Below are 14,824 nucleotides of genomic sequence, written 5' to 3' on the forward strand. Positions count from 1 at the left end.
CCGCCTGACGTCGTCGGGTGGAGTCGTTCAGCCCTGGGCGCAACCGGCGTGGACGTCGCCGCGCAGTGTCGGCCGCAACGCATAGGCTGGCGACGCGAGACTCTCCCCGGGCCTCCCTCACCGGGAGACCCGCAGCAGCGAAGGAGGCGGACCATGGCCGGTCAGGAACGGATCAACCCGCAGCACGAGGACCGCACGCCCGACGACGACGCGGACACCCCGGCCCCGGCCGCCGCGCCCCAGGCGTCCGAGCGGGACGCCGAGGTGGACGCCCTCCTCGAGGAGATCGACGAGGTCCTGGAGACGAACGCCGAGTCGTTCGTGCGCGGCTTCGTGCAGAAGGGCGGTCAGTGATCGCCCATGACCAGCGCTGACACCTCGGGACGCCTGCCGGACGCGTTCCTGCGCCCCGGCTCGTCCTCGTTCGTGGACTTCCTCGCGGCGCACGCGCCGGACCTCCTGCCGGGGCAGCGGCTGTCGTCCGGGGGCGCGAGCGCCTCCGGCGACGGCCTCGCGCCGCACGCGACGACCATCGTCGCGCTGACCTTCGGGACCGACGACGGCGGCCGCGGCGTGCTCATGGCCGGCGACCGGCGCGCCACCGCGGGCAACCTCATCGCGAGCCGGGAGATGGAGAAGGTCTTCGCCGCCGACGCGTACTCCGTGGTCGGCATCGCCGGATCGGCGGGCGTCGCGGTCGAGATCGTCCGGCTCTTCCAGCTCGAGCTGGAGCACTACGAGAAGATCGAGGGCTCGCTGCTGTCCCTCGACGGCAAGGCCAACCGGCTGTCGACGATGATCCGCGGCAACCTGCCGCTGGCCCTGCAGGGGCTCGCGGTGGTGCCGCTCTTCGCCGGCTACGACCTCGACCGTGGCTACGGGCGGCTGTTCAGCTACGACGTCACCGGCGGCCGCTACGAGGAGCACGACCACCACACCGTGGGGTCGGGCTCGGTGTTCGCCCGCGGGGCCCTGAAGAAGCTGTGGCGGCCCGGGCTCGACGCCGACGCGGCGGTCGGTGTCGCGGTCGAGGCGCTGTACGACGCGGCCGACGACGACAGCGCGACCGGCGGGCCCGACCCGGTGCGCCAGATCTGGCCCGTCGTGACCGTGGTGACCGCCGACGGCGTGCACCGGGTGGGCGACGACGAGCTGGCGACCGCGGTCGAGCGGATCGTGGCGGACCGGGGGGCGGCCCACCGCGCCGCCCACGGCGACCGGCCCGCGGGCCGCGGGACGCAGGGAGGTGCGCACGCATGACGATGCCGTTCTACGTCTCGCCCGAGCAGCTGATGAAGGACCGGGCGGACTTCGCCCGCAAGGGCATCGCCCGCGGCCGGTCCGTCGTCGTGCTGGCCTACGACGGCGGGATCGCGTTCGCCACGGAGAACCCGTCGCGCGCGCTGCACAAGATCTCGGAGATCTACGACCGCATCGCGTTCGCCGCGGTCGGCAAGTACAACGAGTTCGAGAACCTGCGCGTCGCGGGCGTGCGCTACGCGGACCTGCGCGGGTACTCCTACGACCGCACCGACGTCACCGCGCGGGGCCTCGCCAACGCGTACGCGCAGACGCTCGGCACGGTGTTCACCACGGAGTCGAAGCCGCTCGAGGTGGAGCTGGTCGTCGCGGAGGTGGGGGAGACCCCGGCCGCGGACCAGATCTACCGGCTGTCCTATGACGGGTCGGTGGCCGACGAGCACGGGCACGTCGTCATGGGCGGACAGGCCGAGCAGCTGGGCGCGCGCGTGACCGACGCCTGGCACGAGGGCATGTCCCTCGCCGAGGTGCTCGCCCTCGCGGTGCGCACCCTCGGCGCGGTGGGGTCCGACGGCTCCGTCGCCGCGGAGGGCGAGGAGCGCACGATCGCGCCCACGGGGCTCGAGGTGGCGGTGCTGGAGCGCGCGGGCCGGCGGCGGGCGTTCCGCCGGCTGCAGGGCACGGCGCTGGCCGGGCTGCTCGAGCAGCCGGGCGACTGAGACCGGGGCGAGCAGGGCCGAGCGGAGGGAGACGTCGTGGACCGCAGGATCTTCGGTCTGGAGACCGAGTACGGAGTGACGTGCGCGGCGGACGACGGGCGCGGCCTGTCCGCGGACGAGGTGGCGCGCTACCTGTTCCGCAAGGTCGTCGCCTGGGGGAGGTCGTCGAACGTCTTCCTGCGCAACGGGTCGCGGCTCTACCTGGACGTCGGGTCGCACCCCGAGTACGCCACGGCGGAGTGCGACGACGTGCGCCAGCTCGTGGCATACGACCGGGGCGGCGAGCGGATCCTCGAGGGCCTGGTCGCCGACGCTCAGCAGCGCCTGGAGCACGAGGGCCTGTCGGGCAAGGTGCACCTGTTCAAGAACAACACTGACTCGGCGGGCAACTCCTACGGCTGCCACGAGAACTACCTCGTGCGCCGCCAGGGCGACTTCTCGCGGCTGTCCGAGGTGCTGGTGCCGTTCCTCATCACGCGCCAGGTGCTCACCGGGGCCGGCAAGGTGCTCGCGACGCCGCGCGGCGCGGTCTTCTGCCTGTCGCAGCGCGCCGACCACATCTGGGAGGCGGTCTCGAGCGCCACCACGCGGTCCCGGCCGATCATCAACACGCGCGACGAGCCGCACGCCGACGCGGAGAGCTACCGCCGGCTGCACGTCATCGTGGGCGACTCGTCGATGGCCGAGCCGACGACGATGCTCAAGGTCGGCGCCACCGACCTCGTGCTGCGCCTCGTCGAGGCGGGCGTGCCGATGCGCGACCTCACGCTGGAGAACCCGATCCGCGCGATCCGCGAGATCAGCCACGACCGCACCGGCCTGCACCCGGTGCAGCTCGCGAACGGGCGCACCGCGACGGCCGTCGACATCCAGTGGGAGTACTTCCACCGGGTGCGCGAGCACGTCGACGGGCACGCGGGCGCGACGCCCGTCGTCAAGCAGGTGCTGGACCTGTGGGAGCGCGGGCTGCGCGCCCTCGAGTCGCGCGACCTGTCCCTCGTGGACCGCGAGCTCGACTGGGTCATCAAGCTGAAGCTCATCGAGCGGTACCAGGCGAAGCACGACCTCCCGCTCGACGACCCGCGCATCGCCCGCCTCGACCTGGCGTACCACGACATCTCGCGCACGGAGGGGCTGTACAACCTGCTCGCCGCGCGGGGCATGGTGGAGCGGGTGGTGACCGACCTCGAGGTCTTCGAGTCGACGGCGGTGCCCCCGCCCACGACGCGGGCCAAGCTCCGCGGCGACTTCGTGCGCGCCGCCCAGGAGGCGCGGCGCGACTACACCGTGGACTGGGTGCACCTGAAGCTCAACGACCAGGCGCAGCGGACCGTGCTCTGCAAGGACCCGTTCCGCAGCGTGGACGAGCGCGTGGATCGGCTGATCGAGTCGATGTAGGGGGGCATGGGCCGCTCGGTGCCCGCTCGCTGCCGCCGTGACCCACCGATTCCTTCGCGCGGACGCGTTCACGGGCGCCAGGGCGCCCTCCACTTCGGGAGGGATACGTCCGCGCGAAGGATTCGGCGGGACACGCCGGCCCTGTCGGTCCCCGTTGGGTGGCTCGACAGATGACCGGATACATCGTCCGGTGAGGGTGCGTGGCAAACTGTCGCGGTGCTCCGCCGTCTGACGCTCCTGCTGGTATTGCTGCTCGGTGGCACCCTCGTGCTCGGCGGGTGCAGCACGTCGCTGCTGGACGACGCGCCGACGTCGGCCGCGTCCGGGGAGCCCGTGCAGGTGTCGGGCGCGGTCGGGGAGCCGCCCGCCCTCACGTACGACCAGCCCTACGACGTCACGAGCCCGGGCGCGCGCACCGTGTGGCCGGGGACGGGCGACCCCGTGGTCGACGGGGAACCCGTGCTCCTGAACATGTACGCGGAGGACGGGCGCGACGGCACGGTCATCTCCAGCACGTACATCGACGCGCCGGCCTGGTACACCATGTCGCCGGAGTCGCTGGGCTCGAACCTGTACGACACGCTGCGCGGACGGCAGGTCGGGGCCCGCATGCTGCTGACCGAGGAGGACGACGGCGTGCCGGTGATCCTCGTCGTCGACGTGCTGCCGACGCACGCGTCGGGCACCGACGTGCGCGCGGCCAAGGGGCTGCCCACGGTCGAGCGCGGCGACGACGGCTCCCCGGAGGTCTCCGTGCCCGCGAAGGCCGACCCCCCGGAGGACCTGCAGGTGCAGCCGCTGGTGCGCGGCACGGGGCCGCAGGTGCAGGTCGGTCAGGTGGTGACCATGCGCTTCACGGCCGTGCGGTGGAGCGACGGCAAGCAGTTCGACACGACCTGGTCCGAGGGCACGCGCCCGCAGTCCGCGACGATCGGGATCGGGCAGCTCGTCGACGGGCTCGACCAGGGCCTCGTGGAGCAGACCGTCGGGTCGCAGGTGCTGCTCGTGGTGCCGCCGGAGCTCGGCTACGGTGGCACCAGCAGCGACCTCGCGGACGAGACCCTGGTCTACGTGGTGGACATCCTCGACGCCCACTTCCAGGTCACCGACGACGAGTCGACCGGCGGGGGCCAGGGCGACGACGGCGGCGCGCCCGGTGAAAAGTCCGGTGAGAAGGCCGGCGGCGGCTCCGCCGGCAGCGACGACAGCAAGGAAGGGTGAGTCCCGCATGTCCGTGGCCGTCCGCGTGATCCCGTGCCTCGACGTCGACGACGGACGGGTCGTCAAGGGCGTGAACTTCACCCACCTGCGCGACGCGGGCGACCCCGTCGAGCTGGCCGCGCGCTACGACCGCGAGGGCGCCGACGAGGTGACGTTCCTCGACGTGTCCGCCTCCTCGGGCGACCGCGCCACGATGATCGACGTGGTGCGCCGCACCGCCGACCAGGTGTTCGTCCCCCTCACGGTGGGCGGCGGCGTGCGCTCGACGGACGACGTCGACCGCCTGCTGCGCGCCGGGGCGGACAAGGTGGGCGTCAACACCGCGGCCATCGCGCGGCCGGAGCTCGTCGCCGAGATCGCCGCCCGCTTCGGGCGCCAGGTGCTCACCCTCTCGGTCGACGCCCGCCGGGTCACGGGGGAGACGGTCACGCCGTCGGGCTACGAGGTGACGACCCACGGCGGCCGCCGGGGCACCGGGATCGACGCCGTCGAGTGGGCCGCGCGGGCCGCGCACCTGGGCGCCGGGGAGATCCTGCTCAACTCCATGGACGCCGACGGCACCACGTCCGGGTTCGACCTCGAGATGCTCGCCGCGGTGCGCGAGCGCGTGGACGTGCCCCTCGTCGCGTCCGGGGGCGCGGGCGTCCCGGAGCACTTCGTCGCCGCGGCGCGGGCGGGCGCGGACGCGCTCCTCGCCGCGAGCGTGTTCCACTTCGGCACGCTGACGGTCGGCCAGGTCAAGGAGGCGCTCGACGCGGCGGGCGTCGTGGTGCGGCGGTGACCGCCGCGTCGGCCCGGCGTCGCCGCGACGTCCCGTGAGCGGCAGTCCCGCCGCGCCCCCGGGCCTGACCCTGGCGGGCTCGCGGCTGCGCCGCTCGGCGACCCTCGTGTGGCGGGGCATGCGCTCCGAGCCCCGCCTGTACGTGCTGGCGGTGGTCGCGTCCGCGCTCTTCGGCGCCGCCACCGTGGCCGTGAGCCGCGCGGTCGGCTGGGCCACCGACGCCGTCGTCGTCCCGGCGATCGCGGGCGGCCCGGCCGCGCAGGACCGGATCTGGGTCGCGGGCCTCGTGCTCGCCGCCGTTGCGCTCACCCTCTCCCTCGGCGTGGCCGGCCGCCGCATCTGGGCGGGGTTCGGCTTCGCCGCGATCCAGGCCCACCACCGGCGCGGGCTGACCCGCCAGTACCTGCGGCTGCCCGTGTCCTGGCACCGGGCCCACCCGGCCGGTCGGCTGCTGTCCGCGGCGAGCGCCGACGTCGAGGCCGCGACGGGCGTGTTCAACCCGCTGCCCTTCGCCCTGGGCGTCGTCGTGATGATCGGCGTGGCCGCCGCGATGCTGCTCGCGATCGACGTGTGGCTGGCGGCGGCGGCCCTGCTGGTCGTGCCGGCCGCGATCGCGGCCAACCTGGTGTTCCAGCGCGCCATGTCGCCCGCCGTGACGCGCGCGCAGCAGCTGCGCGCCGAGGTGGCCGACGTGGCGCACGAGTCGTTCGAGGGCACGCTGCTGGTCAAGTCCCTGGGCACCGCCGACCGCGAGGAGCGCAGGTTCGCCGAGCGCACCGACGCGCTGCGGGCGGCCAACGTGCGCGTCGGCACCGTGCGGGCGTTCTTCGACCCGGTCATCGAGCTGCTGCCGTCCCTCGGCACGCTCCTGGTGCTCGGCGTGGGCGCGTGGCGGGCGTCGTCGGGTGCGGTGGACACGGGGGACGTCGTGACGGCCGCGTACCTGCTGACGGTCATGGCGGTGCCGGTGCGCGCGTTCGGCTGGGTGCTCGGCGAGCTGCCGCGCGCGCTCGTCGGCTACGACCGCATCGCGACGGTCCTCGACGCGCCCGCGACCCTCGTCCCCGGGGACGCCCCCCTGCCGCGCGCCGCCGGCGGCCTCGCCGTGCGGCTCGAGGGCATCGGCGTGGACGTCCCCGCGGCCGGGACGACCGCCACCCTGCTGGACGGCGTCGACCTCGACGTCGCGCCCGGCGCCACCGTGGCCGTCGTCGGCCGCACGGGCGCGGGCAAGACCACCCTGGTGTCGCTCCTGGCGCGCCTCAGCGACCCGAGCCGCGGCCGGGTGCTGCTCGACGGCGCGGACGTGCGCGACCTCGCCGCGGGCGAGATCCCGGCGCAGGTCGCGCTCGTCACCCAGCAGACCTTCGTCTTCGAGGACACGGTGCGGGCCAACGTCACCCTGGCCGATCCCGGCCAGGACGGGGCCCCCGACGACGCCGCGGTCTGGGACGCTCTGCGCGTCGCCCGGGTGGACGACGTCGTGCGGGACCTGGCCGGCGGGCTCGACGCCCCGCTCGGCGAGCGCGGCGCCAACCTGTCCGGCGGGCAGCGGCAGCGCCTGGCGATCGCCCGCGCCCTGGTGCGCCGGCCCCGGCTGCTCGTGCTGGACGACGCCACGTCCGCGGTCGACCCCCGGGTCGAGTCGGAGATCCTCGGCGCCCTGCAGGCCGCCGGGTCCGCCGGGCGGGACGGCGCGGGCGCCACGACCGTCGTGATGGTGGCCTACCGCATGTCGTCCGTGGCGCTCGCCGACGTCGTCGTGCACGTCGAGGGCGGGCGGGTCGTCGACGTCGGCACCCACGCGGAGCTGCTGGCCCGCGACACCGGCTACCGCGCCCTCGCCACCGCCTACGAGCAGGAGACCGCCCGCCGGGCGCGCGAGCTCGCGGACGAGCGGGCCGCGGGCGAGGAGCCGCCGACGGGGGAGGAGGCGTCGTGAGCACGTCCCGCATCGCCGCCGCCAGCGAGCTCGGGGTGCTCGCCACGCTGCGCCGCGGCGTGCAGATCTCCCCGCAGATCGTGGACGGCCTGTGGCTCACCCTGGCGCTCGCGGTGCTCGCCGCGGCGGGGCGGGTCGTGGTGCCGGTGGCCGTGCAGCGCACGATCGACGACGGCATCCTCGCCGACGGCGGCCCGGACGTCGGGCGGGTGGCGCTCCTCACGGGGCTCGCCGCGGGAGCGGTGGTCGTGGCCGGGCTGTGCTCAGCCGTGGTGAACGTGCGGCTGTTCCGCGGCACGGAGGCGGGCCTCGCGGCGCTGCGCGTGCAGGCGTTCCGGCACGTGCACGACCTGTCCACCCTCGCGCAGGGCACGGAGCGGCGCGGTTCCCTGGTCTCCCGGGTCACGTCGGACGTCGACACGATCTCGCTGTTCGTGCAGTGGGGCGGCATCCAGCTGCTCGTCTCCACGCTGCAGGTGCTGGTGGCCACGGCCCTCATGGCCGTGTACTCGTGGCAGCTGACGCTCGTGGTGTGGGCGTGCTTCGTGCCGCTCTTCCTCGTGCTGCGCGGCGCGCAGGGCACGGTCAACCGGGCGTACGCCGCGGTGCGCCAGGCCGTCGGCGCGATGCTGGGCGCCATCTCGGAGGCCGTCGTGGGCGCGGAGACGGTGCGCGCCTACGGCGCCGCCGGGCGCACCGGCAGGCGCGTCGACGCGGCCGTCGAGGAGACCCGCGCCACGCAGGCGCGCGCCCAGCTCCTCGTGGCGTCGGTGTTCTCGAGCGGCGTGCTCGTCGCCAACCTGGTGCTGGCCGTCGTGGTCGTGGTGGGCACGCTGCTCGGCGTGGGCGGCGGCCTCACCGCGGGGCAGCTGGTCGCGTTCCTGTTCCTCGTCCAGCTCTTCACCGGGCCCGTGCAGCAGGCCACCGAGATCCTCAACGAGCTCCAGAACGCGGTGGCCGGCTGGCGGCGCGTCCTCGCCGTGCTCGAGACACCCGTCGACGTGGCGGAGGCCGACGACGCGGTGCCCAGCCCGCGCGGCCCCGCGGCGGTGACCCTGCGGGGCGTCCGTTTCGCGTACCCGGGCGGGCCCGAGGTGCTGCACGGGCTGGACCTGGAGCTGCCCGCGCGCCGCAAGATCGCGGTCGTCGGGCGGACGGGGTCCGGCAAGACCACGGTCGCCAAGCTCGTCACCCGGCTCATGGACCCCACCGGAGGGCAGGTGCTGCTCGACGGCACGGACCTGCGTCGCCTGACCCTCGGCTCGCTCCGGGAGAGGGTCGTCCTCGTGCCGCAGGAGGGGTTCCTCTTCGACGGCACGGTCGCGCAGAACGTCGCCTACGGGCTGCGGGACGACGGCGCCGACGGCGCGGCAGACCGGGTCGCCGAGGCGGTCGCCGCGCTCGGGCTGGCCGACTGGGTGGCGGGCCTGCCGCAGGGCCTGGACACGCCCGTCGGGCAGCGCGGCGAGGCCCTGAGCGCGGGGGAGCGGCAGCTGGTCGCCATCGCGCGCGCCTACCTCGCCGCCCCCGACCTCCTGGTGCTGGACGAGGCGACCTCGGCCGTCGACCCGGCCGCGGAGGTGCGCATCGCCCGCGCGCTGGACTCCCTCACGTCGGGCCGGTCCACCCTGACCATCGCGCACCGGCTGTCGACGGCGGAGGCGAGCGACCTCGTGGTCGTCGTCGACGACGGGCGCGTGGTGGAGGTCGGCGGGCACGCCGAGCTGGTCGAGCGCGGCGGCGTGTACGCCGGGATGCACGCGAGCTGGGTGGCACAGACGCGCTGAGCGCGCCGGCGGCCGGCCGCTGCACCCGGCACGGGTCCACCACCCTGTCCGGCACTGTGTCCGACCGGACCCGGGCCCGCGCCCGCCGGGCCCCGCCGACGTGTCAAGATGCTCGGGTGCAGACGCCCACCCTCCCCGCTTCGCCCCTCGACCCCGCGATCGCGGCACGGCTCACGCGGGACCCGCACGGCCTCGTCGCCGCCGTCGTGCAGCAGCACGACTCGGGCGAGGTGCTCATGCTCGGCTGGATGGACGACGAGGCGCTGCACCGCACGCTGACCGAGGGCCGCGTGACGTTCTGGAGCCGGTCGCGCCAGGAGTACTGGCGCAAGGGCGACACCTCCGGGCACGTGCAGCTCGTCCGGTCCGTCGCGCTCGACTGCGACGGCGACGCCCTGCTCGTGCGCGTGCACCAGGTGGGCGCCGCCTGCCACACCGGCACCCGCACCTGCTTCGAGGCGGGTGGCGACCTCGGGGCCGTCGTCGGCCCCGACGCGCCCGCCACGACCACCTCGACCTCGGGCCCGACCTCGACCCGCCTCGACGACCCCCAGGAGGACCGGTGACCACCCCCGCCGTCACGCCCCCGACACCGCCCCGGCAATGCCGGCGGCGACCCCGCGCCCGCCCGCGGTCGCGGGCCCCTCGGCGGAGGACCTGGCGTGGGGCGCGACGTGGCCGGGCCTCGGCACGTTCCGCGCGCTGGCCGCCGACCGTCGGGTGATCCCCGTGGTGCGGCGGGTCCTGGCGGACGACGTCACGCCGGTCGGCCTGTACCGCACGCTGGCGCAGGACCGCCCGGGCACGTTCGTGCTGGAGTCCGCGGAGTCGTCCGGCGGCTGGTCGCGCTGGTCGTTCGTCGGCGTCGACTCGCGTGCGACCCTGACGGCGGACGGGGGCCGGGCCGTGTGGCACGGCGACGTCCCGGCCGGCATCCCGACCGAGGGCGACGTCGTCGACGTGCTCGGCGCGGCGCTCGAGGCCCTGCGCACGCCGCCCATCGAGGGGCTGCCGCCCCTGACCGGCGGCCTGACGGGGGCGCTCGGGTGGGACGTCGTGCGGCACTGGGAGCCCACGCTTCCGGCGAACGCGCCCGACGAGCTCGGTGTGCCCGAGGTCGCCCTGAGCCTCGCGACCGACCTCGTCGCGGTGGACCACCACACCGGCAGCGCGTGGCTCATCGCCAACGCGATCAACGGCGACGGCACCGACGAGCGGGTGGACGAGGCGCACGCCGACGCCGTGGCCCGGCTCGACGCCATGCAGGCGCGCCTCGCCGTGCCTGCCCCGGCCGTGCCCACCGTGCTGCGCGGGCACGACGAGGTGACGGAGCCCGCGCTCGAGTTCCGCTCCAGCCGCGACGAGTTCGAGGCGGCCGTGCGCACCGGCCAGGAGGCGATCCGCGGGGGCGAGGTGTTCCAGGTGGTGCTGTCCCAGCGCCTCGGCCTGGACTGCCCGGCCGCGCCGCTCGACGTCTACCGGGCCCTGCGCACCATCAACCCGAGCCCGTACATGTACTACTTCCGGCTCACCGGGCCGGACGGCCGCGAGTTCTCCGTCGTCGGCTCCAGCCCGGAGACGCTGGTGAAGGTGACCGACGGCCACGTCACGACGTACCCGATCGCGGGCTCGCGCCCGCGCGGAGAGACCGTCGAGGAGGACGTGGCGTTCGGCGAGGAGCTGCTCGCCGACCCGAAGGAGCGCGCCGAGCACCTCATGCTCGTCGACCTGTCGCGCAACGACCTCGTCAAGGTGTGCGAGCCGACCTCGGTCGAGGTGGTCGAGTTCATGGCCACCCGCCGGTTCAGCCACATCATGCACCTGTGCTCCACCGTGGTCGGGCGACTGCGGGCGGGCGCGACGGCGCTCGACACCCTGCGCGCCACGTTCCCCGCGGGCACCCTGTCCGGGGCGCCCAAGCCGCGGGCCATCGCCCTCATCGACGAGCTCGAGCCGGCGTCGCGCGGGATCTACGGCGGCACCGTGGGCTACTTCGACTTCGGCGGCAACATGGACATGGCCATCGCGATCCGCACCGCGTGCATCCGCGACGGGCGGGCATGGGTGCAGGCCGGCGGCGGCATCGTCGCCGACTCGGTGCCCGCGCTGGAGTACGAGGAGTCGCGCAACAAGGCGGCCGCGGCGGTGCGCGCCGTGCAGCTCGCCGCCCGGTTCCGGGCGCTGTGAGCGGGCGCGCGGTCGCGCAGGACGGACGGTCAGGACGGATGGACGACGCAGCACGCACGACGGACGGCGACGGGACGGCCGGGGGGCCCGCGGCGACGCCGGGACGGGGCCCGCTGCGGGCGCGCTCGCGCGCGGTGTGGGCGGTGGTCGTCGTCGGCGGGCTCACGCTCGCGACGGCGTCGCCCACCTGGCTGAGCACGACCGTGTCGACGGCGCTCGAGCCCACGGTCGACGTCGCCGTGACGGGCACGAGCGCTGCCCCGGCGGTCGGCGCGGCGGCGCTCGTGGTCGTGGCCGGGGGGGTGGCGCTGGCCATCGCCGGGCGGGTGGCGCGCTGGGTCGCGCTGGTCGTCGTGGCGCTCGCCGGCGTCCTCGCGGCCGCCTCCGCCGTCGCGGTGCTGCTCGACCCGGTGCCCGCCGCGACCTCGGGCGCGTCCGACGCCGCGGGCGTGACCGACCTCACGTCGCCCGTCGCGGTGGCCGTCTGGCCGTGGCTGACGGCGGCGCTCGGCGTGGCGGCGGTCGTCGTCGCGGTCCTCGCGGCCCTCGGCGCCCCCGCCTGGGGCGGCACGTCCGGACGGCACGAGCGCGCGCACGCCGCGCCGCCGTCGGACGGCGGCACTGCTGCACCGGACCCCGGCCCGGCGACCGGCGGTGCGGGCGAGGACCCCGACGCTCCTGGTCAGCACGACCCGCACGACGCCTGGGACGCGCTCTCCCGGGGCACGGACCCGTCCGCGGACCGCTAGGCTGGACCGCGCACCACGTCACGAAAGGGCATCACATTCCAATGACCGACAACCGCAACGCCGAGGTCGCCTACCTGCCCCCGGCCGTCCCGCCCACGAACCACGGCCACACGACCGCCGCGTGGACGGCGATGATCGGCATCATGCTGGGCGTTCTCGTCGGCGCCGTGGGGATGCTGCCCGACGTCCCGGACGCGGTGGTCTGGATCGGCGCCGTGATCGTCGCCGCCGCGCTCGTGCTCGGCCTCGTGCTGCGGAACATGGGCTTCGGCCAGGCGAAGCCGGGCGTGGCCCCGCGCCGGGCGCCCTCCGGCCACTGATCGCCACTCCGGAACGCACCGACGGCGCGCACCCACCCACCGCGGGGGGTGCGCGCCGTCGGCGTCTCCGGAGACGCGCCCGGGGCCCGTCGTCTCACGCTCGGAGACGTGTCGGGACCGCCCCGCGGACGGGCCTACGATGGCAGGCAGACGTCGTCCGGCGTCGCGGGGACGGGGGAGGCAGACCATGACGGTCCTGGAGGACATCGTCGCGGGGGTCCGCGAGGACCTCGCCGTGCGTCAGGCGCGGACTTCGCTCGACGAGCTGAAGGAGCGCGCGGCCCGGGTGCCGGGCGCGCTGGAGTGCTCCCGGCGCCTGCTCTCGGAGGACCGCGTCGCCGTGATCGCCGAGGTCAAGCGGTCGAGCCCCAGCAAGGGCGACCTCGCGCCGATCTCCGACCCGGCCGCGCTGGCCGAGGAGTACGCACGCGGCGGCGCGAGCGTCATCTCGGTGCTCACGGAGCAGCGCCGGTTCGGCGGCAGCCTCGCCGACCTGGACGCCGTGCGGGCGCGGGTCGACGTGCCGGTGCTGCGCAAGGACTTCGTCGTCACGCCCTACCAGGTCTGGGAGGCGCGGGCGCACGGGGCGGACGTGGTGCTGCTCATCGTCGCCGCCCTCGAGCAGACCGTGCTGACGTCGTTGATCGAGCGGGTGCACTCGCTCGGCATGACGGCGCTGGTCGAGGCCCACACGGACGACGAGGTGCGCCGCGCGCTGGACGCCGGCGCCCGGGTCGTCGGCGTCAACGCGCGCAACCTCAAGACGCTGGAGGTCGACCGGTCCACCTTCGCCCGGCTCGCCCCCCTCATCCCCGACGACGTCGTGCGCGTCGCCGAGTCGGGTGTCCGGGGCCCGCACGACGTGCTCGACTACGCCCGTTCCGGGGCGCACGCCGTGCTCGTCGGCGAGGCCCTCGTCACCGACGGCACGCCGCGCCGCTCCGTCGCGGACCTGGTCGCGGCGGGCCAGCACCCGGCCCTGTGGTCGGTCCGGCCGGCGGCCCAGCCGTAACCGCTGTCCGGGCGGCCCGCGGCGGGCCGTCCCGAGGACGACAGGACGCCGCACCACCGAGGTCCCGCCGGCCGGTACCCTCGGACGACTCATCATGGACATCCACCCGGCAGACCCGCCGAACCGAGACGGAGGACCCGTGCCCGACCAGCCCGTACGGGACGCGCTGACCGAGAACCTGGCGCACCAGGTGCTCGGGCGCCTCGCGGACGTCGAGGGCCCGTACTTCGGGCAGTTCGGCGGCCGCTTCGTGCCCGAGGCCCTCATCGCGGCGCTCGACGAGCTCGAGACCGAGTACCGCAAGGCGCTGGGCGACCCCGCCTTCACGGACGAGCTGGCGCGGCTGCACCGCGACTACACCGGCCGCCCGTCGCCGCTGACGGAGGTGCCCCGCTTCGCGGAGCACGCGGGCGGGCAGCGGGTGTTCCTCAAGCGCGAGGACCTCAACCACACGGGGTCGCACAAGATCAACAACGTGCTGGGCCAGGCGCTCCTGGTCAAGCGCATGGGCAAGACGCGCGTCATCGCCGAGACGGGCGCCGGCCAGCACGGCGTCGCGACCGCCACGGCCGCCGCCCTGCTGGACCTCGAGTGCGTCGTCTACATGGGCGAGGAGGACACGCAGCGCCAGGCGCTCAACGTGGCCCGGATGCGCCTGCTCGGCGCCGAGGTGATCCCGGTGAGGATCGGCTCGCGCACCCTCAAGGACGCCATCAACGAGGCGCTCCGCGACTGGGTGGCGAACGTCGAGTCGACCCACTACCTGCTCGGCACCGTCACCGGGCCGCACCCGTTCCCCGAGATGGTGCGCGAGTTCCACCGCATCATCGGCGAGGAGGCGCGGGCCCAGATCCTCGAGCGCACCGGCCGCCTGCCCGACGCCGTCGCGGCATGCGTCGGCGGGGGCTCCAACGCGCTGGGCATCTTCAACGCCTTCCTCGACGACGAGGGCGTGGCCCTCTACGGGTTCGAGGCCGGGGGAGAGGGCGTCGAGACCGGACGGCACGCCGCGCGATTCTCCGGCGGCGCGCCGGGCGTGCTGCACGGTGCGCGGTCCTACCTGCTGCAGGACGACGACGGGCAGACGCTGCCCAGCCACTCCGTCTCGGCAGGCCTGGACTACCCGAGCGTCGGCCCGGCGCACTCGTGGCTGCACGACCTCGGCCGCGCCACCTACGAGCCCGTGACCGACGACGAGGCCATGGAGGCGTTCCGCCTGCTGTGCCGCACCGAGGGGATCATCCCGGCGATCGAGTCGGCGCACGCCCTCGCGGGCGCGCTGCGCGTCGGCCGTGCCGCGGCCGAGGCGGGGCGCACGGACCAGGTGGTCCTGGTGAACCTCTCCGGGCGCGGGGACAAGGACGTGGCCACCGCCGCGCGGTGGTTCGGCCTCCTGGACGAGCAGGCCGACGCCCCGCAGTCCTCGGAGGGCGACCAGTGAGCACCGC

General features: G+C 75.2%; 14 protein-coding genes. All 14 read left to right on the plus strand.

Going from position 1 to position 14,824, the window contains the following annotated elements:
• The first annotated feature begins 153 nt into the window (after positions 1–153).
• The 14 genes from ACQFYA_RS10125 (at position 154) to trpB (ending at position 14,817) form a co-directional block, all read left to right on the plus strand.
• Positions 154–354 (plus strand): ubiquitin-like protein Pup, encoded by a 201-nt coding sequence (locus ACQFYA_RS10125; protein WP_499123660.1) that lies wholly within the window; start codon positions 154–156, stop codon positions 352–354.
• A 6-nt stretch (positions 355–360) separates the two neighbouring features.
• Positions 361–1,260 (plus strand): proteasome subunit beta, encoded by a 900-nt coding sequence (prcB, locus tag ACQFYA_RS10130; protein WP_499123662.1) that lies wholly within the window; start codon positions 361–363, stop codon positions 1,258–1,260.
• On the plus strand, positions 1,257–1,979 hold the full coding sequence (gene prcA, locus ACQFYA_RS10135; RefSeq protein ID WP_499123665.1) for a proteasome subunit alpha: 723 nt from the start codon (positions 1,257–1,259) through the stop codon (positions 1,977–1,979). The genes prcB and prcA overlap by 4 nt, the downstream gene beginning before the upstream one ends.
• Before the next feature lie 36 nt (positions 1,980–2,015).
• Positions 2,016–3,377, plus strand: a complete 1,362-nt coding sequence (gene pafA / locus ACQFYA_RS10140; protein WP_499123668.1) for a Pup--protein ligase — start codon at positions 2,016–2,018, stop codon at positions 3,375–3,377.
• Between the two features lie 216 nt (positions 3,378–3,593).
• Positions 3,594–4,598: an FKBP-type peptidyl-prolyl cis-trans isomerase gene (locus ACQFYA_RS10145; protein ID WP_499123672.1), complete on the plus strand. Its 1,005-nt coding sequence runs from the start codon at positions 3,594–3,596 to the stop codon at positions 4,596–4,598.
• A gap of 7 nt (positions 4,599–4,605) precedes the next feature.
• The gene (gene hisF, locus ACQFYA_RS10150) at positions 4,606–5,379 is read left to right on the plus strand and encodes an imidazole glycerol phosphate synthase subunit HisF (RefSeq protein WP_499123673.1); all 774 of its coding nucleotides are present in this window, start codon (positions 4,606–4,608) and stop codon (positions 5,377–5,379) included.
• Positions 5,380–5,413: 34 nt separating this feature from the next.
• On the plus strand, positions 5,414–7,321 hold the full coding sequence (locus ACQFYA_RS10155; RefSeq protein ID WP_499123674.1) for an ABC transporter ATP-binding protein: 1,908 nt from the start codon (positions 5,414–5,416) through the stop codon (positions 7,319–7,321).
• A complete protein-coding gene (locus ACQFYA_RS10160; protein WP_499123675.1) occupies positions 7,318–9,108 on the plus strand; it encodes an ABC transporter ATP-binding protein in 1,791 nt (596 codons plus the stop codon). Before ACQFYA_RS10155 ends, ACQFYA_RS10160 begins: the two co-directional genes overlap by 4 nt.
• Positions 9,109–9,224: 116 nt before the next feature.
• Positions 9,225–9,674 carry a phosphoribosyl-AMP cyclohydrolase gene (gene hisI, locus ACQFYA_RS10165; RefSeq protein WP_499123676.1) on the plus strand — a complete coding sequence of 150 codons (450 nt, stop codon included), beginning with the start codon at positions 9,225–9,227 and terminating at the stop codon, positions 9,672–9,674.
• Between the two features lie 37 nt (positions 9,675–9,711).
• Positions 9,712–11,295: an anthranilate synthase component I gene (locus ACQFYA_RS10170; protein WP_499123678.1), complete on the plus strand. Its 1,584-nt coding sequence runs from the start codon at positions 9,712–9,714 to the stop codon at positions 11,293–11,295.
• A 38-nt stretch (positions 11,296–11,333) separates the two neighbouring features.
• Positions 11,334–12,044 carry a Trp biosynthesis-associated membrane protein gene (locus ACQFYA_RS10175; protein ID WP_499123679.1) on the plus strand — a complete coding sequence of 237 codons (711 nt, stop codon included), beginning with the start codon at positions 11,334–11,336 and terminating at the stop codon, positions 12,042–12,044.
• Between the two features lie 41 nt (positions 12,045–12,085).
• Positions 12,086–12,364, plus strand: a complete 279-nt coding sequence (locus tag ACQFYA_RS10180) for an HGxxPAAW family protein (protein ID WP_499123681.1) — start codon at positions 12,086–12,088, stop codon at positions 12,362–12,364.
• A 187-nt stretch (positions 12,365–12,551) separates the two neighbouring features.
• Entirely contained in the window at positions 12,552–13,376 is an 825-nt protein-coding gene (gene trpC / locus ACQFYA_RS10185) for an indole-3-glycerol phosphate synthase TrpC (RefSeq protein ID WP_499123682.1), read from the plus strand.
• Positions 13,377–13,470: 94 nt separating this feature from the next.
• Positions 13,471–14,817 (plus strand): tryptophan synthase subunit beta, encoded by a 1,347-nt coding sequence (trpB, locus tag ACQFYA_RS10190; RefSeq protein ID WP_499123683.1) that lies wholly within the window; start codon positions 13,471–13,473, stop codon positions 14,815–14,817.
• Positions 14,818–14,824 lie beyond the last annotated feature (7 nt).

It is taken from the genome of Promicromonospora sp. Marseille-Q5078 (assembly GCF_050315395.1).
In the GTDB taxonomy this organism is placed as follows: Bacteria; Actinomycetota; Actinomycetes; order Actinomycetales; family Cellulomonadaceae; genus Isoptericola.

What these genes read in the sequence shown, in the direction of transcription:
- ACQFYA_RS10125 (WP_499123660.1), top strand. Translation starts at nt 154, where the DNA reads ATGGCCGGTCAGGAACGGATCAACCCGCAGCACGAGGACCGCACGCCC.
- prcB (WP_499123662.1), top strand. Translation starts at nt 361, where the DNA reads ATGACCAGCGCTGACACCTCGGGACGCCTGCCGGACGCGTTCCTGCGC.
- prcA (WP_499123665.1), top strand. Translation starts at nt 1,257, where the DNA reads ATGACGATGCCGTTCTACGTCTCGCCCGAGCAGCTGATGAAGGACCGG.
- hisF (WP_499123673.1), top strand. Translation starts at nt 4,606, where the DNA reads ATGTCCGTGGCCGTCCGCGTGATCCCGTGCCTCGACGTCGACGACGGA.
- ACQFYA_RS10170 (WP_499123678.1), top strand. Translation starts at nt 9,712, where the DNA reads ATGCCGGCGGCGACCCCGCGCCCGCCCGCGGTCGCGGGCCCCTCGGCG.
- ACQFYA_RS10175 (WP_499123679.1), top strand. Translation starts at nt 11,334, where the DNA reads ATGGACGACGCAGCACGCACGACGGACGGCGACGGGACGGCCGGGGGG.
- ACQFYA_RS10180 (WP_499123681.1), top strand. Translation starts at nt 12,086, where the DNA reads ATGACCGACAACCGCAACGCCGAGGTCGCCTACCTGCCCCCGGCCGTC.
- trpC (WP_499123682.1), top strand. Translation starts at nt 12,552, where the DNA reads ATGACGGTCCTGGAGGACATCGTCGCGGGGGTCCGCGAGGACCTCGCC.
- trpB (WP_499123683.1), top strand. Translation starts at nt 13,471, where the DNA reads ATGGACATCCACCCGGCAGACCCGCCGAACCGAGACGGAGGACCCGTG.